The sequence below is a fragment of the Kitasatospora sp. NPDC097605 genome (assembly GCF_040302725.1).
Classification (GTDB): Bacteria; Actinomycetota; Actinomycetes; order Streptomycetales; family Streptomycetaceae; genus Kitasatospora.
Genome location: NZ_JBEOSF010000018.1, coordinates 135,803 through 156,418, shown reverse-complemented (window position 1 = coordinate 156,418; position 20,616 = coordinate 135,803). Strand labels below are relative to the sequence as shown.

General features: G+C 72.4%; 19 protein-coding genes, 2 pseudogenes and 1 riboswitch. Of the genes and pseudogenes, 6 read left to right on the top strand and 15 right to left on the bottom strand.

Translation table 11 applies throughout. The features are described 5' to 3' along the window. The first annotated feature begins 36 nt into the window (after positions 1 to 36). Both ABTX81_RS21770 and ABTX81_RS21765 read left to right on the top strand, forming a co-directional pair. Positions 37 to 741 (top strand): SanA/YdcF family protein, encoded by a 705-nt coding sequence (locus ABTX81_RS21770; RefSeq protein WP_502892823.1) that lies wholly within the window; start codon positions 37 to 39, stop codon positions 739 to 741. Positions 742 to 793: 52 nt separating this feature from the next. Beyond that, complete coding sequence (locus ABTX81_RS21765; protein WP_350548160.1) at positions 794 to 2,200, top strand: DNA polymerase IV; 1,407 nt, start codon at positions 794 to 796, stop codon at positions 2,198 to 2,200. A gap of 144 nt (positions 2,201 to 2,344) precedes the next feature. On the opposite strand, the gene ABTX81_RS21760 is transcribed toward ABTX81_RS21765, so the two are convergent. The 3 genes and pseudogenes from ABTX81_RS21760 to ABTX81_RS21750 form a co-directional block, all read right to left on the bottom strand. Next, the gene (locus ABTX81_RS21760; protein ID WP_350548158.1) at positions 2,345 to 3,835 is read right to left on the bottom strand and encodes an MFS transporter; all 1,491 of its coding nucleotides are present in this window, start codon (positions 3,833 to 3,835) and stop codon (positions 2,345 to 2,347) included. A gap of 141 nt (positions 3,836 to 3,976) precedes the next feature. After that, positions 3,977 to 4,390, bottom strand: a pseudogene (locus ABTX81_RS39685) (YsnF/AvaK domain-containing protein); the annotation flags it as partial. Positions 4,391 to 4,798: 408 nt separating this feature from the next. Further along, positions 4,799 to 5,188, bottom strand: a pseudogene (locus tag ABTX81_RS21750) (PRC-barrel domain-containing protein); the annotation flags it as partial. 216 nt (positions 5,189 to 5,404) lie between these two features. Continuing rightward, positions 5,405 to 5,508: riboswitch (glycine riboswitch) on the top strand. 239 nt (positions 5,509 to 5,747) lie between these two features. On the opposite strand from ABTX81_RS21750, the gene gcvP reads away from it, so the two are divergent. Continuing rightward, positions 5,748 to 8,648: an aminomethyl-transferring glycine dehydrogenase gene (gcvP, locus tag ABTX81_RS21745; RefSeq protein WP_350548156.1), complete on the top strand. Its 2,901-nt coding sequence runs from the start codon at positions 5,748 to 5,750 to the stop codon at positions 8,646 to 8,648. 87 nt (positions 8,649 to 8,735) lie between these two features. Here gcvP and ABTX81_RS21740 read toward each other — a convergent pair whose 3' ends face one another. Then, entirely contained in the window at positions 8,736 to 8,927 is a 192-nt protein-coding gene (locus ABTX81_RS21740) for a DUF5999 family protein (protein ID WP_266273201.1), read from the bottom strand. A 347-nt stretch (positions 8,928 to 9,274) separates the two neighbouring features. After that, positions 9,275 to 9,895: a hypothetical protein gene (locus ABTX81_RS21735; protein ID WP_350548154.1), complete on the bottom strand. Its 621-nt coding sequence runs from the start codon at positions 9,893 to 9,895 to the stop codon at positions 9,275 to 9,277. A 369-nt stretch (positions 9,896 to 10,264) separates the two neighbouring features. Here ABTX81_RS21735 and ABTX81_RS21730 point away from each other — a divergent pair, with 369 nt between their 5' ends. Next, positions 10,265 to 11,770: a glutamate-cysteine ligase family protein gene (locus ABTX81_RS21730; protein WP_350548152.1), complete on the top strand. Its 1,506-nt coding sequence runs from the start codon at positions 10,265 to 10,267 to the stop codon at positions 11,768 to 11,770. A gap of 115 nt (positions 11,771 to 11,885) precedes the next feature. After that, positions 11,886 to 12,674, top strand: a complete 789-nt coding sequence (locus tag ABTX81_RS21725) for a CPBP family intramembrane glutamic endopeptidase (RefSeq protein ID WP_350548150.1) — start codon at positions 11,886 to 11,888, stop codon at positions 12,672 to 12,674. Here ABTX81_RS21725 and ABTX81_RS21720 read toward each other — a convergent pair. Then, positions 12,652 to 13,071 (bottom strand): hypothetical protein, encoded by a 420-nt coding sequence (locus tag ABTX81_RS21720; RefSeq protein WP_350548148.1) that lies wholly within the window; start codon positions 13,069 to 13,071, stop codon positions 12,652 to 12,654. The two genes, ABTX81_RS21725 and ABTX81_RS21720, sit on opposite strands and share 23 nt — an antisense overlap. Here ABTX81_RS21720 and ABTX81_RS21715 point away from each other — a divergent pair. Then, a complete protein-coding gene (locus ABTX81_RS21715) occupies positions 13,070 to 14,671 on the top strand; it encodes a recombinase family protein (RefSeq protein WP_350548146.1) in 1,602 nt (533 codons plus the stop codon). The genes ABTX81_RS21720 and ABTX81_RS21715 overlap by 2 nt on opposite strands. Before the next feature lie 61 nt (positions 14,672 to 14,732). On the opposite strand, the gene ABTX81_RS21710 is transcribed toward ABTX81_RS21715, so the two are convergent. The 9 genes from ABTX81_RS21710 to ABTX81_RS21670 all read right to left on the bottom strand — a co-directional run bounded on the left by ABTX81_RS21710 (position 14,733) and on the right by ABTX81_RS21670 (position 20,610). Then, positions 14,733 to 14,909, bottom strand: a complete 177-nt coding sequence (locus ABTX81_RS21710; RefSeq protein WP_350548144.1) for a hypothetical protein — start codon at positions 14,907 to 14,909, stop codon at positions 14,733 to 14,735. Between the two features lie 69 nt (positions 14,910 to 14,978). Then, positions 14,979 to 15,173, bottom strand: a complete 195-nt coding sequence (locus ABTX81_RS21705; protein ID WP_350548142.1) for a hypothetical protein — start codon at positions 15,171 to 15,173, stop codon at positions 14,979 to 14,981. After that, positions 15,170 to 15,781: a hypothetical protein gene (locus ABTX81_RS21700; protein WP_350548140.1), complete on the bottom strand. Its 612-nt coding sequence runs from the start codon at positions 15,779 to 15,781 to the stop codon at positions 15,170 to 15,172. The genes ABTX81_RS21705 and ABTX81_RS21700 overlap by 4 nt, the downstream gene beginning before the upstream one ends. Beyond that, the gene (locus ABTX81_RS21695; protein ID WP_350548138.1) at positions 15,765 to 15,935 is read right to left on the bottom strand and encodes a hypothetical protein; all 171 of its coding nucleotides are present in this window, start codon (positions 15,933 to 15,935) and stop codon (positions 15,765 to 15,767) included. The genes ABTX81_RS21700 and ABTX81_RS21695 overlap by 17 nt, the downstream gene beginning before the upstream one ends. Beyond that, entirely contained in the window at positions 15,932 to 16,243 is a 312-nt protein-coding gene (locus tag ABTX81_RS21690; protein ID WP_350548136.1) for a hypothetical protein, read from the bottom strand. The genes ABTX81_RS21695 and ABTX81_RS21690 overlap by 4 nt, the downstream gene beginning before the upstream one ends. Before the next feature lie 20 nt (positions 16,244 to 16,263). Further along, positions 16,264 to 16,440: a hypothetical protein gene (locus ABTX81_RS21685; protein ID WP_350548134.1), complete on the bottom strand. Its 177-nt coding sequence runs from the start codon at positions 16,438 to 16,440 to the stop codon at positions 16,264 to 16,266. Positions 16,441 to 16,498: 58 nt separating this feature from the next. Further along, positions 16,499 to 17,554 carry a hypothetical protein gene (locus tag ABTX81_RS21680; protein ID WP_350548132.1) on the bottom strand — a complete coding sequence of 352 codons (1,056 nt, stop codon included), beginning with the start codon at positions 17,552 to 17,554 and terminating at the stop codon, positions 16,499 to 16,501. Between the two features lie 760 nt (positions 17,555 to 18,314). Then, a complete protein-coding gene (locus tag ABTX81_RS21675) occupies positions 18,315 to 18,761 on the bottom strand; it encodes an endonuclease domain-containing protein (protein ID WP_350548130.1) in 447 nt (148 codons plus the stop codon). Beyond that, positions 18,751 to 20,610, bottom strand: coding sequence for a DNA polymerase (locus ABTX81_RS21670; protein WP_350548128.1), 1,860 nt, complete (start codon positions 20,608 to 20,610; stop codon positions 18,751 to 18,753). The genes ABTX81_RS21675 and ABTX81_RS21670 overlap by 11 nt, the downstream gene beginning before the upstream one ends. Positions 20,611 to 20,616 lie beyond the last annotated feature (6 nt).

Below are 20,616 nucleotides of genomic sequence, written 5' to 3'. Positions count from 1 at the left end.
GGGCATGTGCGGTTCGGTCCCGGGATCCCCGGTCTGCTGGCGCGCCGGGCGGTGCGGCTCGGCCTTCGGCTGCGCCGGCGGCCGGCGCAGCGGCGGCTGTTCCAGCTGGTGACGGTCGGCTGCTCGCTGGCGCTCGCGCCGAGTGCCTGGCTGTGGCTGGCGGCGGGGGACCGGGTGGGGACGGTGGCGAGCGCGCCCCCGGCGCCGGTGGCGGTGGTGTTCGGCGCCGGGCTGTTCGACGGCAGGCCCTCGCCCTACCTGGCGCACCGGCTGGACGCGGCGGTGGAGCTGTACGGGACGGGGAAGGTCCAGGCGATCCTGGTGACCGGCGACAACGGCCGGAGCGGCTACGACGAGACCGACGCGATGCGCGGGTACCTGATCGAGCACGGGGTGCCGGAGGTGCGGGTGGTCGGCGACTACGCGGGGTTCGACACCTGGGACTCCTGCACCCGGGCGCACCGCATCTTCGGGGTGGACCGGGCGGTGCTGGTGAGCCAGGACTTCCACGTCCGCCGGGCGCTGGCGCTCTGCGAGGCGGCGGGGATCGAGTCGTACGCGGTGGGGGTGCCGGAGGTGCGGGACGCCACCTGGCTGTACGGCGGGCTCCGGGAGATCCCGGGGGCCGGGAAGGCGGCTCTGAACGCCTGGCTTCGGCCGGACCCGCTGTTCCTCGGCCCGAGCGAGCCGGGCATACCGCGGGCGCTGGCGGACGCCGGCCGGGAGCGGGCCGCGCGCTGAGGCGGCGGCCGGGTTCGGCGGTGTTGTCGGACCCGTGCGGCATGATCGGCGGGTGCGGTCACTGCCGAGCATCATCCACCTCGACATGGACGCCTTCTTCGCGTCGGTGGAGCAGGCGGCCAAGCCGAGCCTGCGCGGCAAGCCGGTGATCGTCGGCGGTCTCGGCGGGCGCGGGGTGGTTTCGACGGCCTCCTACGAGGCGCGGCGGTTCGGGGTGCACTCGGCGATGCCGATGGCGCAGGCGCGCCGGCTCTGCCCGAACGCGGCCTTCCTGGCCGGCCGCTTCGAGGCGTACCGGCAGGTGAGCGAGCTGGTGATGGCGCTGCTGCGGGAGCTGTCGCCGCTGGTGCAGCCGCTGAGCCTGGACGAGGCCTTCGTCGACCTGGAGGCCGGTCCGTACGGCCCGGTGCTGGCCGAGGCGGACCACGGCACGGGGGAGCGGCTGGTGCTGGCCCTGGCGGAGGACCTGCGGGCGGACATCGAGCGGCGCACCGGGCTGACCGCCTCGGTCGGGGCGGCCGGGTCGAAGCTGATGGCCAAGATCGCTTCCGAGCAGGCCAAGCCGGACGGGCTGGTGCTGATCGAGCCGGGGCAGGAGCGGGCGGTGCTCGGGCCGATGCCGGTGCGGGCGCTGCCGGGGATCGGCCCGGCCACCGAGCAGGTGCTGCGCCGGGCGGGGCTGACCACGGTGGCGGAGCTGGCCGCGGCGGGTGAGGCGGAGCTGGTGCAGCTGCTGGGCCGGGCGCACGGGGTCGGTGTCCACCAGATGGCGATAGGTCTGGACGACCGGCCGGTGGTGGCGGACCAGGACGCCAAGTCGGTCTCGGTGGAGGACACCTTCGAGGTGGACCTGGCCGACCGGGACCGGGTGCTGCGGGAGGTGGAGGCGCTCGCGTTGCGGTGCGTGCGGCGGCTGCGCGGCGCGGGGCGTTCGGGGCGGACCGTGGTGCTGAAGGTCCGGCGCTTCGACTTCTCGACGCTGACCCGCTCCGAGACGCTGCGCGGCCCGACGGACGACGAGACGGTGATCGTCGAGACGGCCCGGCGGCTGGCCTCGCAGGTGGACATCACCGGCGGGGTGCGGCTGCTGGGTGTCGGGGTGGCGCAGCTGGCCGACTACACCCAGGAGGACCTGTTCGCGCAGGCCGTCCGGGAGGAGGCGGAGGCCGCGGCCGCGGCGGGTGCCGGGGCCGGCGCGGAGGAGGAGCCGGAGGCGGTCGAGGAGGAGGCCGCGGTGGTGCGGCGCTGGCTTCCGGGGCAGGACGTGCGGCACGCGGAGTACGGGCCGGGGTGGGTGCAGGGCAGCGGGGTGGGCCGGGTGACGGTGCGCTTCGAGACGCCGTGGAGCGGGCCGGGGCGGGTGCGGACCTTCGCGATCGAGGATCCGGCGCTGGAGCCGGCCAGGCCGCTGCCGCTGCGCGAGGGGTGGCCGGCCGAGGACGTGGACGACGACGAGTAGGACGCGAGCGCGAAGCGGCCCCACCCGGCGGGAGTGCCGGGTGGGGCCGCGTGCGGTTCCGGGCCGCGGACGGTCGCGATGCCCTCGGCGACCGTCCGGGTCCGGTCCCCGCGCCCTGTCCCTGGGCGCGGGTCGGACGCCTCGTCAGGCGTCGGTCTTCACCGGCTCACGGCCGGAGGTCAGGTCCGCGGTCCGGTTGCCGAGGGTCACCGAGGTGGCCGGCTTGACGGTGCGGATGAGGAAGGGGACGGCGCCGGCCACGACGCAGACCACGGCGGCGGTCCAGAACGCGTGCTGGTAGGCGTCCAGGGTGGGCAGCGAGACCGGGATCGGCAGCTTCATGGTGTCGCCGGTGAGGATGGCGGCCATGACGGCGGTGCCGATCGCGCCGCCGACGGTGCGCAGCACCGCGTTCATGCCGTTGGCGATGCCGCTCTGCTCGACCGGGACGGCGCCGTTGATGTAGGCGGGCATCGCCGAGAAGGCGAGGCCGATGCCGAGGCCGAAGATCGCCGAGGAGAGGTAGATGTCGCCCTCGTGGCTGTGCCGCAGGGCCAGGTAGGCCATCGCGACGGCGCCGAGGACACCGCCGAGGACCAGCGGCAGGCGCGGGCCGCGGCGGGCGATCAGCAGGGCGCCGAGCGGGGCGGCGACCATCGAGCCGAGGGCGGAGGGCAGCAGCATCACGCCGGCGTGCAGCACGGTGGCGGTGAAGCCGTAGTGGGCGAGCTTCTCCGGGGTCTGGGCGAAGTTGCTGATGACCATGAACGAGCCGTACATGCCGAAGCCGATCAGCAGGCCGGCCAGGTTGGTGAAGGCGACGGCCGGACGGGACATCATCTTCATGTCGACCAGCGGGTGCGCGACCTTGACCTCGATGACGCCCCAGATCAGGGCGACCACGGCGGCGACGGCGAACAGGCCCAGGGTCTTGGTGGAGGTCCAGCCCCAGTTGTTGCCCTGGCTGACCGCGACCAGCAGGGCGGAGAGCCAGCCGGCGAGGGTGAGCGCGCCGAGCGGGTCGGCGCCGCCGTCCTTGTCGGTGACCGGGTCGGTGGGCACCCGCAGGGCGACCAGGGCGACCGCGATCAGGCCGAAGACCAGGCCCATCCAGAAGATCGACTTGTAGCTCCAGTGCTCCAGCAGCAGGCCGGTGGCGACCAGGCCGAGGCCGCTGCCGACGCCCATCGAGGCACTGATGGCGGCGACGCCGCCGGTCACCTTCTGCTTGGGCAGCTCGTCGCGGACGATGCTGATGGCGAGCGGCAGCACGCCACCGCCGGCGCCCTGCAGCACGCGGGCGACGACCAGCCAGGTGAAGGAGTGGGTGGAGACCGCGAGCGCGGAGCCCGCGACCAGGCCGGCCAGCGAGATCAGCAGCATCGGCTTGCGGCCGCGCAGGTCGCCGAAGCGGCCCAGCAGGGGGGTCAGCACGGCGGCCGACAGCAGGTTGGCCGTCATCAGCCAGGTGATGCTGGAGCCGGAGACGCTCAGTTCCTTGGCGAGCGAGGGCAGGATCGGGACGACCGCGGTCTGCACCACGCTGAACGACAGCATCGCCAGGATGAGGGCCGGCAGGACCCGGGCGCTGCTCTGCTTCTCGGCCGCGGTGGTGGGCTGTGGTGCCTCACTCACGGTTGCTTCCTCCCGTACATAGTGAATGAACTGAAGTAACCATGCCGGGAGATACTTCAGAGTGTCAAATATTCATTGGTTAAGCCTTGGTAAAAAGGAAGGACCCCGGCCGCGGCGGCCGGGGTCCCTCGGGGGGCGGGGTCAGACGAGCGGGCGGGCCGGGACCGGGCGGGCCGGGGGCGCGGCCGGCGGAGGGGAGGCCGGAGCGGTCGGTGCCGCGGCGTTGTCGTGGACCTCGACCTGCTCGCGCCGCAGCTCCTCGCGGACCACCTCCTCGGTGGTGTACCGCTCGATCACCAGGCGGACCCGTTCGATCGGGGCCAGGTACTTGCGGACCACCGGGCGCTCCTCGCGCAGGGTGACCTCCTCCACCGCCTCGGCGATCTCCTTCTCGTCGAGCGCGGCCCGCTCGGCCTCGCCGACCGGGATCCGTTCCACCCGGACCCGCTCGTGGACCACCGGGACCCGGCGCTCCACCTGCTCGCTGGTCACGTACTTGCGCAGCCTGGCGGTGCCGATCACATGCCACTCGGTGGTGATGTCCAGGCGCTCCTCGCGGCAGGTGATCTCCACCCGGCCGGTGGGGGAGGAGGCGCCCGGGTCGTTCGCCGGCCGCGCGGGCCGAGGGTGCGGCTCGGCGGCGGGCTGCGGTGCGGTGGGTGCCGCGTCGGCCGGGACGGGCGCCGGAGCGGGAGCGGGGGTGACGGGAGCCGGGGCCGCGGCGGGGGCCGGGGCGGGGGGCGTCGAGGGGGCGACCGGCGCGGGGGTGGCGAGGGGCCGCATGTGCGTCTCCGGGGTGGGGTCGGCCGGCTTGTCGAGGTCGGCCGCCCGGTGGAAGGTGAGCTGCTTGGCCGGGCGGGCCGCGTTGGTGCCGTGGGTCGCGCCCGTCCCGTTGGTGGCGGGGGCCGTCGTGTGCGGGGCCGGCGGGTGGGCGGCCGGCGTGTGGGCGGCGGCCGCGCCGGTGCCGGCGGTGGTGCCGAAGTCGAGGTCGTCGGCCTCCGCCCGCGGGACCTCGCCGGCCGCCGGCGACCGTCCCTCGGCCGGGGTGTCCAGGCCGTAGTAGCGGTAGAGCTGGAATTCCTGGGCGGGCGACAGGTGCTGGCCCACGCCGAAGTCCGGTGAGTCCTTCACCAGGGACTTGTCGTAGGGCACCCGAAGCTCGTCGCCGGCGAACTCGCTCGTGGTCAGGGGGACGAACGCGTCCCGGCCGAAGATGCCGGTCCGGACGGCGGCCCACTCGGGCCGGCCGGTGGCGTCGTCCAGGTACACCTCGTCGATGGTGCCGATCTTGTCCCCGTTGCGGTCGACCGCCTTGTGGCCGATCAGGTCCCGGGGGTCGATGTCGGTCTGCACGCTTCTTTCCTCCAGTGCGGTGAGCTCGCGGTACGCCCGCAGGACAACGCCACTTCACACCAAAAGCCATGAACCGGACAGGTGCGAGCGGGGCGCGGCCGGACGGGGCGGGGGCTGCGCCGACCGGGTCATCGCCGCCGTCGGCGGCGAAGTGGCCGGACGACCTGACGCACCCGTGATCGGGGGGCCTCCCGCTGGTACCCTGGGCGCGACCGCCGAGCCCGCTCGGGAGAGTCCCCGACAGCGGAAACCGCTGGTCGGGGCGCCGAAGGAGCAACTCCTCCCCGGAATCTCTCAGGCATCCGTACCGTGCGGGATAGGTCACTCTGGAAAGCAGGGCAGGATCGCGGGCGAGGGAGCCGGCGGACCCCACCCTCACCGACGGTGCAAGCCGGCGGGGCGTCCCACGGCGCTCCGTGCGGGCGAAGCTCTCAGGTCCCGATGACAGAGGGGGAGGCCTGTCGGGTACGTCCGACCGGGCCGTCCGCTGCTGTCCGCAGCGGTGCGGCGCCCGGCGTGCGCACCCCCGCCGGTCCGTGACCAGGAGGCCTCGACCACCATGAACGCCCAGCCGAACTCGGGACGCCCCACCACCCCCGCGACCCTCACCGAGCTCGAACAGGCCAGCCCCTTCGAGAACCGCCACATCGGCCCCGACGCCGCCGCGCAGGAGAAGATGCTGGCCCAGGTCGGCTACGGCTCGCTGGACGAGCTGGCCACCGCCGCCGTTCCCGAGGCGATCCGCTCGATCACCGCGCTCGACCTGCCCGCCGGCCGCAGCGAGGCCGAGGTCCTCGCCGAGCTGCGCGAGCTGGCCGGCCGCAACACCGTGCTCACGTCGATGATCGGCCTGGGCTACTACGGCACCTTCACCCCGCCGGTGATCCTGCGCAACGTCATGGAGAACCCGGCCTGGTACACCGCGTACACCCCGTACCAGCCGGAGATCTCGCAGGGCCGCCTGGAGGCGCTGCTCAACTTCCAGACCCTGGTCTCCGACCTGACCGGCCTGCCCACCTCCGGCTCCTCGCTGCTGGACGAGGGCACCGCGGCCGCCGAGGCGATGGCCCTGGCCCGCCGCGTCACCAAGGTCAAGGGCGGCGTCTTCCTGGTCGACGCCGAGACCCTGCCGCAGACCGTCGCGGTGATCAACACCCGGGCCGTTCCCACCGGTGTCGAGGTCGTCGTCGCCGACCTGTCCGAGGGCATCCCGGCCGAGATCGCCGAGCGCGGCGTGTTCGGCGTGCTGCTCCAGTACCCCGGCGCCACCGGTGTGGTCCGCGACCTCGCCCCGCTGATCGAGCAGGCCCACGGCCTGGGCGCGATCGTCGCCGTCGCCGCCGACCTGCTCGCGCTGACCCTGCTGAAGTCGCCGGGCGAGCTCGGCGCCGACATCGCCTGCGGCACCTCCCAGCGCTTCGGCGTGCCGATGGGCTTCGGCGGCCCGCACGCCGGCTACCTCGCGGTGCGCGCCGAGTACGCCCGCTCGCTGCCCGGCCGCCTGGTCGGCGTCTCCGTCGACGCCGACGGCAACCGCGCCTACCGGCTGGCCCTGCAGACCCGCGAGCAGCACATCCGCCGCGAGAAGGCCACCAGCAACATCTGCACCGCCCAGGTGCTGCTCGCCGTGATGGCCTCGATGTACGCCGTCTACCACGGCCCGGACGGCCTGGCCGACATCGCCCGCCGCACCCACCGCTACGCCGCCGCCCTCGCCGAGGGCCTGCGGGCCGGCGGCGTCGAGCTGCTGCACGGCGAGTTCTTCGACACCGTCACCGCGGTCGTCCCCGGCCGCGCCGCCGAGATCGCCGCCGCCGCCCGCGCCCAGGGCGTCAACGTCTTCCAGGACGGCGCCGACCGGATCTCGGTCTCCACCGACGAGACCACCACCCGCGAGCACCTGGCGGGCGTCTGGGCCGCGTTCGGCGTCGAGGGCGTCGAGGTGGCGGAGAGCGCCGACGCGCTGCCCGAGGCGCTGCTGCGCCAGGACGAGTACCTGACCCACCCGGTCTTCCACAGCCACCGCTCGGAGACCGCCATGCTGCGCTACCTGCGCCGCCTGTCGGACCGGGACTACGCGCTGGACCGCGGCATGATCCCGCTGGGCTCCTGCACCATGAAGCTCAACGCGACCACCGAGATGGAGTCGGTGACCTGGCCGGAGTTCGGCCAGCTGCACCCCTTCGCGCCGGTCGACCAGGCCGAGGGCTTCCTCACCCTGATCCGCGGGCTGGAGCGGCAGCTGGTCGAGGTGACCGGCTACGACGCCGTCTCCATCCAGCCGAACGCCGGCTCCCAGGGCGAGCTGGCCGGCCTGCTGGCCGTCCGCGCCTACCACCACGCCAACGGCGACACCCAGCGCGACGTCTGCCTCATCCCGTCCTCCGCGCACGGCACCAACGCCGCCTCCGCGGTGATGGCCGGCATGCGCGTGGTCGTGGTCAAGACCCTGGTCGACGGCGACGTCGACGTCGAGGACCTCAAGGCCAAGATCGAGCAGCACCGCGACAGCCTCGCCGTGCTGATGGTCACCTACCCGTCCACCCACGGCGTGTACGAGACCCAGATCACCGAGATCTGCGGCCTGGTGCACGAGGCCGGCGGCCAGGTGTACGTCGACGGCGCCAACCTGAACGCGCTGGTCGGCCTGGCCAAGCCGGGCAAGTTCGGCGCGGACGTCTCGCACCTGAACCTGCACAAGACCTTCTGCATCCCGCACGGCGGCGGCGGCCCGGGCGTCGGCCCGGTGGCGGTGCGCGCGCACCTCGCGCCGTACCTGCCGAACCACCCGCTCCAGGAGGAGGCCGGCCCGGCCACCGGCGTCGGCCCGATCTCGGCCGCCCCGTGGGGCTCGGCGGGCATCCTGCCGATCTCCTGGTCGTACGTCCGGCTGATGGGCGGCGAGGGCCTCAAGCGCGCCACCCAGGTCGCGGTGCTGAACGCCAACTACATCGCCAAGCGGCTGGCCCCGCACTTCCCGGTGCTCTACACCGGCCCCGGCGGCCTGGTGGCGCACGAGTGCATCATCGACCTGCGCCCGCTCACCAAGGAGACCGGCGTGACGGTGGACGACATCGCCAAGCGCCTGATCGACTACGGCTTCCACGCGCCGACCATGTCCTTCCCGGTGGCCGGCACGCTGATGATCGAGCCGACCGAGTCCGAGGACCTGTTCGAGATCGACCGGTTCTGCGACGCGATGATCGAGATCCGGGCCGAGATCGACAAGGTCGGTTCGGGCGCCTGGGCGGCCGACGACAACCCGCTGCGCAACGCCCCGCACACCGCCGCCACCCTGGCCGGCGACTGGGCGCACGGCTACACGCGGCAGGAGGCGGTCTTCCCGGCCGGCGTGAACCCGGCGGACAAGTACTGGCCGCCGGTCAGCCGGATCGACGGCGCGTACGGCGACCGCAACCTGGTCTGCTCCTGCCCGCCGCTGGACGAGTACGGCGTCTGACCGGCGCGGGACACCAGGCAGGGCCCCGGCGGATCCGTCCGCCGGGGCCCTGCCCTTCGCGCTCGTTCCCCCGTGGAGGCCGGCGGCTCAGACCGCGCTCGCGGCCGGGCGGCGCGGGGCGATCACCCGGCCGTCGGGCAGCAGCTCACCGGTGTCCTCGAACAGCAGGACGCCGTTGCAGAGCAGGCTCCACCCCTGCTCCGGGTGACAGGCCACCGGGACGGCGGCCTCGCGGTCCTCGGACTCGGCCGACGGGCACTCAGGACGGTGCTGGCACATACGCGTACCCTCGCTTCGCTCTGCGATCCTCCCCGTGACGCGGTGTCGCCGGTGGGCGCCGCCGCGGTGGTCGGATTCTGTCCGGCGCCGGGCCAGGTGTGGACCAGCGCTCAAGTGGGTAGGACAGGAGGTCCTTCCACGCTGGTTCCCAGTGTCGGCATCTGCGGACGCGCGCGCAGCGATTTCGTGACATGCGCCACAACCCCCGGGCAGAGATCACCCGTTCAGGTGGTCGGGAGGCGCGGGCGGTCCCGACCGGGCCATCCGGCGGGCGGCCTGGTCGGGCCATGCCGGATGACCCGTCCGGGTGGCGGGCCGGGTGCCGGACGGCCCGGGGGCCGCGCGTCCTAGAGCGCCCCGGAGGGGAGCCGGGCGCCGTCCGCCGTGCCGAGCAGCAGCGGGCGCGGGTCCACCTCGGTCCGGGCGACGGGGGTCCGGGCCAGCAGCGGCAGCACGTCGGCGGCCGGGTGGGCGCGGTGCGCGGTGACGCCCATCGGGGCCGGGGCCAGCGGGATCAGCAGGTCGGCGGCGGGGCCGCCGTCCGGGCAGTGCAGCCACAGCGCCGTCGCGTACTGGCCGGGGAAGGTCAGCAGCCGCGGCTGGCAGCGGGACCGGGCGGACTGGGCGAGCTGCCAGGCCTCGCGCAGCGCGCGGAGCGTGGAGTCCAGGTACGGACCGGCGGTGAAGTGGGAGAAGGTGTGGCCCTCCGCCCCCTGCACCACCTCGGCGGCCGCGGCCACCTCGGTGCCGTCCTTGATGAGGAAGCGCCACCCCGTCCGCCGGGCGGCGGCGAGTTCGGCCCGCGGCCCCTCCAGGACGTGGACGGCGAGCGGGTGCGCGGGGAGGAGCGGCCCGGTCGGATGACGCAGCGCGGCGGCGGCGGGCTGGCGCAGCGCGGTCTCCGAGTCGAGCGCGGCGAGGACCGCGCGCAGGGCGCTGGGCGGGGGCTGGGGGGTCTGCAGAGTCATGGCAAGGTCGCCTCTCCGTGCGAGATCGGCGTGCGAGTGCGGCATACCGGCATGGCTGGCTGGTGCGTCGACGGTGACGGGACCTGGGCCTTGTCCGGTTGGGCAGGATCGCGATGCCGGCGCGGCCGTCGTCGCCGGGGGTCTCGCGGCGATGGCGGGCCGGGCCGTGGCGCAGTGCGAATTCTACTCGAACAGGTGCGCAGGGTGACCTGTTTATCACAGGCGGTGGCCCCGGGCAAGTCGGCAGATGGGCTGATACGGCATCAGTTTCCTTGCAATGCAAGCCAATCGAAGCTTTCGGGTATCGATCTTCGGGGTGGGCATGATGCTTGCACGGTCGGGGGCCGGCCGGCTCAGGAGGAGGAGACCATGGGCGAGAAGGTCGTGGCGACCCGGGCGGACCTTTCGGACCGGCAGATGTACCGGCGCAAGCTCCAGTCCTGCCTCGACGCGCTCGGCCGGATGCTGCGGGAGGAGCGGTTCGACCGCCCGAAGGGCGTCATGGGGGTGGAGATCGAGCTCAACCTGGCCGACGAGCAGGGCCTTCCGCTGCTGAACAACGCCCAGGTGCTCACCGCGATCGGCTCGCCCGACTTCCAGACCGAACTGGGCCGCTTCAACATCGAGGTCAACATCGCCCCGCACCGGCTCTTCGGGCACGTCTTCGAGGAACTGCGCGAGGAGCTCGACACCGGGTTGCGCTACGCCGACCGGCGGGCCGCGGAGGCCGGCGCGCGGATCGTGATGGTGGGCATCCTGCCGACCCTGGAACCGGACCACACCGGCCTCGACGCGATGTCCCACAACCAGCGGTACAGCCTGCTCAGCGACCAGATCCTGGCCGCCCGGGGCGAGGACATCACGCTGGACATCGAGGGCGTCGAACACCTCCAGCTGGAGTCCATCACCATGGTCGCCGAGGCCGCCGCGACCTCGCTGCAACTGCACCTCCAGGTGACGCCGGAACGGTTCTCCTCGGTGTGGAACGCCGCTCAGGCGATCTGCGGTCCGCAGCTCGCGCTCGGCGCCAACTCGCCGTTCCTGTTCGGCCGGGAGCTGTGGCGGGAGACCCGTCCGGTGCTCTTCCAGCAGGCCTGTGACACCCGTTCGGCGGAGCTCAAGGCGCAGGGCGTGCGCCCGATCACCTGGTTCGGCGAGCGCTGGGTGGACTCGGCGTACGACCTGTTCGAGGAGAACCTGCGGTACTTCCCGGCACTGCTGCCGATCTGCGACGACGAGGACCCGGCCAAGGTGCTGGCCTCCGGCGGCGTCCCGCGGCTGGGCGAGATGCGGCTGCACAACGGCACCATCTACCGCTGGAACCGCCCGGTGTACGACGTCAGCGGCGGGGTGCCGCACCTGCGGGTGGAGAACCGGGCGCTGCCGGCGGGGCCGACGGTGGCCGACACCCTCGCCAACGCGGCGTTCTTCTACGGCGTGGTGCGGGTGCTGGCCGAGCAGTCCCGGCCGATCTGGACCAGGCTGCCGTTCGAGAAGGCCGACGAGAACTTCCAGCAGGCGGCCCGGTACGGCGTCGACGCGGTGTTCCAGTGGCCGCGCTCGGGCCGGGCCGGGCGCGGCGGCGGGCTGACCACCGTCCCCGCCGTCGACCTGGTGCTCAACGAGCTGCTGCCGATGGCCTACCAGGGGCTGGACGCGTGGGGCGTGGAGCCCGCCGACCGGGACCGCTACCTCGGCATCATCGAGCAGCGCTGTCTGCGCCGGGTCAACGGCGCGTCCTGGCAGAGCGCGACCTTCCACCGGCTGCGCGAGCAGCACGGGATGGAGCGGCCGGCCGCGCTGGCGGCGATGACCCGGCGGTACATGGAGCACATGCGCGGCGGCGAGCCGGTGCACACCTGGCCGGTGGGGTAGCGGGCCCGGGAGCGCCGGGCGCGCTGTGGAAGGATGATCGCTCCGGTCCGCCGACGGCCGTCCGCCGGCGCCCGGAGCGCCGTCCGTCCGCCGCCGCCCGTGCTGGAGCACCCCCGTGACGACCGTCCCGACCGTACCGGAGACCGCCGCGCCGACCCGCCGCCTGCTCGGGGTGGAGCTGCTGACCGTCCTCGGCCTCTCGCTCGGGGCGAGCGGCATCGGCGCGCTGATCAGCTTCACCGGCTCGCTCACCGAGACCCTGAAGCTGGGCCAGCAGGTGGCCACCCTGAACGGCTCGCGCGCCCCCGGCCGGCCCTGGCTGGACCTGGTCTGGCAGCTCTACTACATCGGCCGCGGGCTGATGCCGGTGGTGCTGGTCGGCTACCTGCTGGTGCGCGAGGGCACCACGCTGCGGGTGCTCGGCTTCGACCTCGGGCGCAAGCTGGGCGACCTCGGCCGGGGCGCGGCCGTCGCGGCGGCGATCGGCGGCTCGGGGCTGGCGCTCTACCTGGCCTCGCAGGCGGCCGGCTACAACCTGACGGTCGCGCCGTCCGGGCTGCCGGACGTCTGGTGGCGGATCCCGGTGCTGGTGCTGTCGGCCTGGCAGAACGCCGTCCTGGAGGAGGTCGTCGTCCTCGGCTACCTGCTGCGCCGGCTCGGGCAGCTGGGCTGGACGTGGCCGGCGGCGCTGGCGGCGAGCTCGCTGCTGCGCGGCTCGTACCACCTGTACCAGGGGGTCGGCGGGCTGGTCGGCAACATCGTGATGGGCGTGGTGTTCTGCCTGCTGTACCGGCGGTGGGGGCGGGTGATGCCGCTGGTGGTGGCGCACGCGCTGATCGACACGGTGGCGTTCGTCGGGTACGCGCTGCTCGCCGGGCACGTCAGCTGGCTGCCCACCGGCTGATCGTGGGCACCGCCCGGGGGCGCGGCGGGCGGGACAGCAGCCGGTCCACGTGGTGGCGTTCGAGTCCCGGGCCGGGGTCGACGGTCAGCAGCAGGCGGTCGCGGCGCAGGAGCGAGTTGCGGACCAGCCGGGGCGGGATGACGTCGTCGACCCAGGCGAACGGGCGGCCGGCCGCGTACCGCAGCAGGGGCGCCCACTTGCGGGCGGAGAGCAGTTCCATCAGCGGCACGCGCGGGTCGCCGGGCTGCGGGACGTAGCCGGTGAAGCGGACGAAGGGCAGCTCGGGCAGGCCGATCGCCGGGGAGATGTGGGTGTTGGCGTGCTCCTCCCAGGAGGACGGGTCGACCTTGCACCTCCAGGATGCAGGCCCGTGCCGCTGACTGGAGAGTGGAACCATGGCTCGCAAGCCTGCCGGACCGGTGCGATACGTCGACCTGCTTCTTAGGAAGTCGCAGGTCGTGAGGGGTACGGCTGTCCAGGACATCCTGTCGCTGAAGGCGCAGGAGGCGCGGGGCCGGGCGTGGGGCAAGACCAACGGGTACGAGATCCGGCGCGTCTACCGCGAGAACCTTTCGGCCTACAAGAAGGGCGTGAAGCGTCCCGAGTTCGACGCGGCGGTGCACGCGCTGCTCGAAGGGGACTCGGACTGCCTGTGGGTGTACGACTCCTCCCGCTACTCCCGCCAGGGCGCGGGCGACGTGCTGAAGATCCTGGACGTCCCGGGCAAGCGGCTCGTGTTCGACCTGGACCGGCTGGACACCAACATCCCCGAGGACCGCTCGCGCATCATCGGCAAGGCGGAGGACGCCCGCGAGTACAGCCGGGTCCTGTCGGAGAAGGTCCGCGGCACGAAGGCCACGCACCGCGACGAGGGCAAATGGCTGACGATGCCCCCGCTCGGGCTAAAGGTCACGAAGAAGCGCAAGCTCAAGCACAGCAAGATGTGGCCGGTGATCGAGCGGATTCACCGGGAGGCCGCAGAGGGCAAGTCGAACCGAAGGATCGCGCTGGGCCTGACCGCCGACGGCTTCCGGGCGACGCGCGGTGGCCCGTTCCGGTCGAACACCGTCGGGAAGATCTTGAGGAACCCGGTGTACCTGGGGTGGCAGGTGGTGACCGTGAACGGACACCACCAGCTCTACCTGAACGCCAAGGGCAAGCCGGTGCGTGTCTTCGCCAAGGGGGTGGAGACCATCCCGCAGGAGACCTGGGACAAGCACCGCAAGATCGCGGCCAAGATCGACCGGCGCACGAACCTGCCGACCGTGGAGGAACAGGAGAAGCCGGTCGAGCGCTCGCCCGCGTCGGGACTCATGTACTGCGACGGCGGGGGCCGCGACCCGAAGAAGCACCACAACGCGACGATCCACGGAAGCTCGTTCCGCTGCGGCCCGCTCAACCTCGGCTTGAAGACCTGCCCCGACCCGGTGAGCGGGATGCGGACCTCGGTGGAACGCGTCCTCGGCGAGGAGTGGCGCAAGAAGGTGACCACGAGCAGCCCGCTCGACCCGGTGATGCTGGCCGTCGCGGAAGGCTGGGTGGCGCTGGCCCACCCGGAGGAGAGCCAGAAGGAGAGCGACGCCCGGGGCCAGATCAAGCTGGCGGAGGAAGCCGTGGCCAAGCTCGACCGGCTCAACGCGGGCGGCGCGTACACCGGCCGCGACGGCGAGGAGACGTTCATCAAGCTGCGCCGGGCGGCGGTGGAGGACGTGGAGAGCGCGCGGGAGGAGTGGGAGGCGGTCGCCAAGCCGATGGCGGACATCGCCGTGCTGAGAGACCCCGAGCGCTGCCTGAAGCTGTGGGAGTCCGGGGACGCGCACTACCGGGGTCAGCTGCTGCGGCTGGCGATCGAGCGGGTGTACCTCTTGAAGGCCCCGTACTCCGGGGCGCGGTTGAAGGCGGACCGGCTGCACATCGTGTGGAAGAAGCCGCGGGGGTGGAAGCCGCCGAAGAAGAAGGAGAAGACGGGCGAGGAGGGCGGGACGGCGGAGTCCTGAAACGCAAAACGGGCCCCCGGTCAGCACTGTGCGAGCAGCGCCGGCCGGGGGCCTTGGCGTGTCAGGAGACGAGGGTCTGAAGGATGGCGAGAGCCAGCCTACGGGTGCGGCCGATCTCGGCCAGCAGGGGTACCGCCTCGGCGGGGACGCGCGGGGCGTTCAGCAGGGCTCGGGCTTCGGCGGTGCTGACGTACTGGGTCAGCAGATACTCGCCGTTGAGCCGGTCGGCTTGGAGCACACTGAGAACCACCTCGGCGATCACCCAGCATTCGGGCTCGCGCATTGTCCTATCAAACCACCCGGAGGCTCACCATCCGGTGCTTTCGATGGCACTGGAGAGGTCCAGCGCCACGTGCTCCGGGAGAGGGACGACCGATCGGGTGATCTGACCGGGCGCCTGATGCTCGGTCTCGATCACGATCACGCGCTCGCCCGCCGGGGTCCGGGCCTCGTAGGCGCGGGCGGCCTGGTGGACGACGGCGTGGGTTACGGGCAGGGTCACGCTGCCCCCTTCAGGAGGTAGTTCGCCATGGCGATCTTGGAGGCGACTCCGGCGTCCGGGCCGAGCAGTTCGGAGGCGCGCAGGAACGCGCGCTCGCGCTCGGCGGTGCCGGGCTGCGGCAGCATCGTGTCGGCGAAGGTCGGCGGCTGCGGGGCGGGGTAGGCCGGCAGGGCGGGCGGGTAGTCGGTGACGATCGGCTGCGGGGCGGTGAGCTGGTCGGCCAGGACCGGCTGCGGGAGCGCGGAGGGCGAGGTGGAGCCGCCGGCCGTGAGGAAGGGCTGTCCGGCCTGGCGCGCTTCCTCGGCCTGGCGGGCGGCCTCCATCTCACCGAGACGTCGGGCGGCCTCGGCCTCCTCCTGGCGCACGCGCTCGATCTCCAGCGCGGTGGCGCGCGACTGGGCGGCGGCCTGCACGAGGGTGTTGCCCAGGGACTCGGCGACCTCGGGGTCCAGGTAGATGGAGGCGGCGGTCTCACCGCAGTGCACCAGCAGGCCGATGTCGCCCTCGCCGTCCACGTGGACGCGGGCGAAGTCCCTGGGTCCGTCGTACTTGCAGGGGAACCGCTGCTCGTCCAGGTGGACGGTGTACTGCTCAGGTGCGGTCGTCATCGGTGCTCTCTCCGGGCGGCGGGGTCAGGTAGTTGGCGATGCGCAGGACGGCGCTGACGCGGGCTTCGAGCGGCTGGTCCTGGTAGCCGCGCTGGTTTGTGGCCATCTGGGTGACGGTCTGCTGGGCGAGGGCCAGCGCCTCGGTGCGGGTCACCGCTTCTCCCAGTGCGAGTCGATGCCGAACAGGGGCGGGGAGGGCTGCCGGTCGTACAGGCCGCCGGTCGCCGTCGGCTTGGGGGCGGAGACGCGTTCGGCCTTGGCCTCGCGCTCCAGGACGCTGGCCTGGCGGGCGAGGTAGGCGGACAGCTCGCGGCACTGGTCGGCGGTGAGGCGGGCGGGGCGGCCGGTCTCGGCCCCAACGGACAGGGCGAGGACGCCGTGCATCCGTTCGTTGCGCACGCCGACGACGGAGCCCTGGCGGACGCCCAGGGTGGCCTTGTGCTCGGTGGTCTCGATGATCATGGGGTTCTCTCTCTCGGTGTTCAGGTGAACAGGCCCAGGAAGGCCCTGACTTCGCGGGCGGAGTGCCCAGCGTCGTAGCGGACGGTGCTGTCGTCGCTGGTGATCTCCAGGCCGTAGCTGTCGCTGTCGCCGGAGTCGGCGAAGACGCGGAGCACCGCGCCGCCGGGCAGCTCGTAGATTCCGACCGGGGTCTTCATCGCGTGTTCCTTCCGTGGGTGTTCGGAGGGATTGGGCCGGGGCGGTTAACAGCCCGGCTCACGCGGCGGCCCGCAGCTTCTTCAGGGCCCTGGACCACGTCGCCTTCACGGTGCCCGGGGTCTTGCCCAGGGCCTCGGCTATGGCGGTCGCGTCGAGCTTCCCGGCGTCGGTCAGCATCGGTGGCTCGCCGTCGAACCCGAAGGCGAGCCGCGCGATGGCGGCCTCCGTCGGGGACATGGCGGCCAGCAGCTCCGCGGCCTTCACCTCGGCGGCGGCGGCGAACCGGGCGGAGGACTCGGCCTCGGCGTCGCGGTCGATGATCGCGCCGCTGGCATGCTTGCCGCGCTTGGCCCCGGTGACCCGGACTCCCTTGCAGCGCACGGCGTCGCGGGAGATCTCCACCGGGTTGTGGGCCAGGGAGGGCTGGAGGGTGGTGCACCAGCCTTCGGTGGTGGCCGCGCCGACGACCGGCCGGCCGTCGGCGACCTTCAGGTGCAGGCGGGCGGCACGCGGGGTGGACCCGAGGTTGGTGTTCTCCACCAGGTGGTCCGGGCTCTGGGAGGGCAGGGCTTCGAGCGCGATCTCGGAAGCGGCGACGATCGGCAGCGGGCGCACGAACGCGGCGGCCACCAGGTCCGCCCGCTCGGGGGTGAAGCGGCGGCCGGCGTCCGGGTGGTTCACCAGCTCGTCCTTGGCGGCCTCCACGTCGCCGTTCGAGCGCTTGAGGGCGCCCATGAACGCGCCTGCGGCGTCGCGGGGTGCGGCGGGGGCGATCTCGCGGGTGGCCGCCGCGCGGCCGTCCATCTTGGCGCGCTGGAACGCGTAGCTCGTGAACTGCGCGGTGTTGGGGCCGTCCACGTCCCAGGAGTGGATCGCACGCCAGAAGGACAGCCGCATCTCCTGGGCGATGTCCTGGGCGGCCTGGTTGCTGTCGCCCTCCATCTGCTGAGCCCGCTTGCGGGAGACGGACCGGGCGATGCCCTCCAGCTCGCTCAGGATCTCCTCGGTGGCGACGCGGCCCCGGTCGAGCTTGCCCATGCCGGTCAGGGCGGTCAGGGGCTTGGGGGTCTGGGCGAGGGAGATCAGGGCGGGCGTGATGCAGGACGAAGGCATGATGGTTCCTTGGCATGTACAGAACAGATAGATGGGCGTGCGGTATCGCCGCGCGGCGAACCGCAAAAGGGCATGGCAAAGCCGGCGGCTGGCGCTCAGGCCGCGTCAGGCCATGAAGAAGCCCCGGCTGGCGCTCAGGCCGCGTCAGGCCATGAAGAAGCCCCGGCGGGCGCACGGCCGCGTCGGGGCATGAAGAAGCCCCTGCCGGTTCGGGTCAGCCGAACGGCGGGGGCGGGCGGCGACCTGCCGTCAGGTCAGGCCGCGGCGACTCCCGGACCGCTTCGGTGGTGCACCGGATGATCCGAGAGGGTCAGGCGTCGCGAAATCAGGGCCATGCAGCAAGCCAGGCGTGCGAGTACCGCACGCAGGGCGCGAGCTCTGCGCGACGGTGGCAAGGTGTTCCCGCAGGCATGCAGATTCGCTGACGTCCGCATCTGTCGAACGCACCCGCAGTCGGTCCCCTCGGGGTCTATCGCCGCCGGGGAGATGCGACTCTCGCCGACAAGGCCGCAGGTCCGGTGTACGTCGACGATGCGGCGGAGATGTCGCCACACGCGGCTTGAACAAAAGCCTCCTCCCCGCCGCAACGTAACTCCCAGTGATCGGCCGCGTCCTCTCTGGCGCGGCATGGCGGGGCGAGCATAGGCATGGATGCAATTTGTGCTCAACCAGTGATGAATGAGTGAAGGGGAGCCTAAATCGCGATCAAGCTCCTCACCTGGGAATTTGGATGTACTGCCTATACAATGTGAGTCCTGTCTCACTTACCGTGCTGGCGCAGGTACGAAGCGCCGAGGTCGAGCCTGGCGGAGGAGTCCCCGAAGTGGCCCAGTGCGGAGTTCTCGCCTCTGCACAGCAGCCTTCTGACGGACCGTCCGCGAGGCAAGTCGTGGTCGTGGTCGACCACCAGACGGTCTCCGGCCACGGCCTTCCGGCCGCAAATCGCGCACCGCCACCGCTGGCTGCGGCCCATCCGCTCGTAGTCGCTCAGCGTGATCCCGTATACCCGGCGCAACCGAGCATCGCGGCGCTTGCGGATCACCGCCGGGTCGCGGCTGGCCCGCTTGTTGGCCGCCTTCACACAGGCCCGGCAGACGTTCGCGCGGCCGTTGGGGGCGCGCTTGCGCTTTCCGAACTGGCCGAGTGGCTTCTCGTCGTCGCACACCTCGCAGAACTGGGTGTGCTCGCTCTCCGGTTCACGCCGCATAGGCCCACTCCTCCGGCAGACCGTAGCCGTCGGCCCAGCTCGGGCCGTAGACCTCGGCGTCCGTGTCCAAGGGGACGCCCAGCAGCGTCATCTTCATGGCCTCGGCGCAGGCGCGGGCGACGTCCGCGGCCTCCTTCTTCGGGGCGGTGCCCACCACCTCGTCGTGCACCCACATGGTGAGGTAAGTAACCAAACCCTGGTCGTCCATCTTGATCAGCGCCTGCCCCATCGTGTCGCGGGCGGTGGACTGGCAGGCGTACGCGACGGACTTGTACAGCTTGTCCCGGTCCAGGTGGAGCCGCCGGCCGGTGACCGTGGTCATTGTGCACCGCTCCGCCAACGCGATCCGCTGCATCTTCCGCGCCCACCGCTTGATCCCGGGGAACGCTCGGCCGTACCGCTGGAGGGTGTCCCGCATGACCGCGACCTCCTGACCGGTCTGCCTGGCCAGCGTCGCGGCACCGCCCTGGTACGCGGTCCCGAGCCCGGCAATCTTGGCCAGGGTCCTCTGCGCCTTCGTGTAGTCCGCGCCGAACATCAGCGTGGCGGCGTAGCCGTGGAGGTCGTGGCCGTCGGCGATGGCCCGGGTCATCCTGGACTCGCCCGAGAGGGCGGCCAGCACCCGAAGCTCGACGGCCTGCTGGTCGACGCTGAAGTACACGTTCCCCTGCTCGGCGACCACGCAGCGGCGCACCTCCCACCCGTGTGAGGGGAGCTGGGCCATTGCGGGGTCGGAGTGCGAGGCTCGGCCGGTCTGGGCGCCCAGCGGGTTGATCTTTGGGTGGATGCGGTCGAAGGGGTCGCGGTTGTTCAGCATCGCCTCGGCGTAGCTGGTCGACCACTTCCCCGCCCTTTTCGCCCGCAGCACGGCGTCCGCCAACACGTTGGGCTCGCGCATGCCGAGCCGCTGCCAGTCCTGGTCAAGGTCGGCCATCGGCAGCAGTACGGACTTGGCGACCGAAAGCGCGCCGCTGTCGGTCTTCTCCGTGAGGCGTTCGCCCATCCCGAGCAGCGCGCCGGCCACCTGGTCGGGGCTGTTCACCGAGGAGACGCCGAAGCGCTGGGCCACGGCGGAGAACCGTTCCTTCTCCCGGTCGAGCCGTCCGATCAGCCCCTCGGTGTACTCGGGGTCGATCAGCATGCCCTTCCGCTGGAGCTTCGCGCAGACCAGCGCGAGGCGGTGTTCGTACGGCAGCAGTGCTGAGCGCAGGCCCTCGGCCTTGAACCGGTCCAGCAACTTGGGCAGCAGCCGGGCGACGAGCAAGGCGTCGAGACCGGCGTACAGCTCGTAGACGTCGTGCGAGAGGCTGATCCGTGCCCAGCCGTTCTCCTTGGTCAGCCCGAGCCCGTTGAAAACCTTCGTCAGGTCGTTCTGGGTGTCGGGTGCGCTGGGGTCGACGTACCACGCGGACAGCGGTTTGAGCGACAGGCCGACGCCGCCCTCATAGTCGTGGCGGCTGTCGAGCAGGTGGGCGGCCACCCGGGAGTCCTGCGCCCGGGGGTAGAGGTCTTCGAGCGGGATGCCCAGCTCGTTGTCGACCTTCAGCGCGTCGAAGGCGAGGTTGTGCGCCACCAGGTTCGGCAGCGTCGCCAGCGCCTCGACCGCAGCCGCCCGGAAGGGGCCGCCGAGTTCGACGGGGATGACGTACGCGGTGTGGGTGTCGGCGAACTGCGCCAGGCGTATTCGGTCCGTCCACGCCAGGCCGGTGGTCTCGGTGTCGAAGCCCAGCAGGGTGCCCGCGTTCGCGTGGGCGGTCCACCAGGTGCGGAACTCCCGCAGGTCGTCACCGTTCTCGGCGACCTTGATCTCGACTGGCTCTCCGGCCAGCCGGTACGGGTGTACCCGCATGTGCTC

Coding starts and splice junctions, on each gene's coding strand:
- ABTX81_RS21740 (WP_266273201.1), bottom strand. CDS start 8,927: ATGTGCCAGCACCGTCCTGAGTGCCCGTCGGCCGAGTCCGAGGACCGC.
- gcvP (WP_350548156.1), top strand. CDS start 5,748: ATGAACGCCCAGCCGAACTCGGGACGCCCCACCACCCCCGCGACCCTC.
- ABTX81_RS21685 (WP_350548134.1), bottom strand. CDS start 16,440: ATGAAGACCCCGGTCGGAATCTACGAGCTGCCCGGCGGCGCGGTGCTC.
- ABTX81_RS21700 (WP_350548140.1), bottom strand. CDS start 15,781: ATGACGACCGCACCTGAGCAGTACACCGTCCACCTGGACGAGCAGCGG.
- ABTX81_RS21735 (WP_350548154.1), bottom strand. CDS start 9,895: ATGACTCTGCAGACCCCCCAGCCCCCGCCCAGCGCCCTGCGCGCGGTC.
- ABTX81_RS21690 (WP_350548136.1), bottom strand. CDS start 16,243: ATGATCATCGAGACCACCGAGCACAAGGCCACCCTGGGCGTCCGCCAG.
- ABTX81_RS21670 (WP_350548128.1), bottom strand. CDS start 20,610: ATGCGGGTACACCCGTACCGGCTGGCCGGAGAGCCAGTCGAGATCAAG.
- ABTX81_RS21730 (WP_350548152.1), top strand. CDS start 10,265: ATGGGCGAGAAGGTCGTGGCGACCCGGGCGGACCTTTCGGACCGGCAG.
- ABTX81_RS21680 (WP_350548132.1), bottom strand. CDS start 17,554: ATGCCTTCGTCCTGCATCACGCCCGCCCTGATCTCCCTCGCCCAGACC.
- ABTX81_RS21675 (WP_350548130.1), bottom strand. CDS start 18,761: ATGCGGCGTGAACCGGAGAGCGAGCACACCCAGTTCTGCGAGGTGTGC.
- ABTX81_RS21715 (WP_350548146.1), top strand. CDS start 13,070: ATGGCTCGCAAGCCTGCCGGACCGGTGCGATACGTCGACCTGCTTCTT.
- ABTX81_RS21720 (WP_350548148.1), bottom strand. CDS start 13,071: ATGGTTCCACTCTCCAGTCAGCGGCACGGGCCTGCATCCTGGAGGTGC.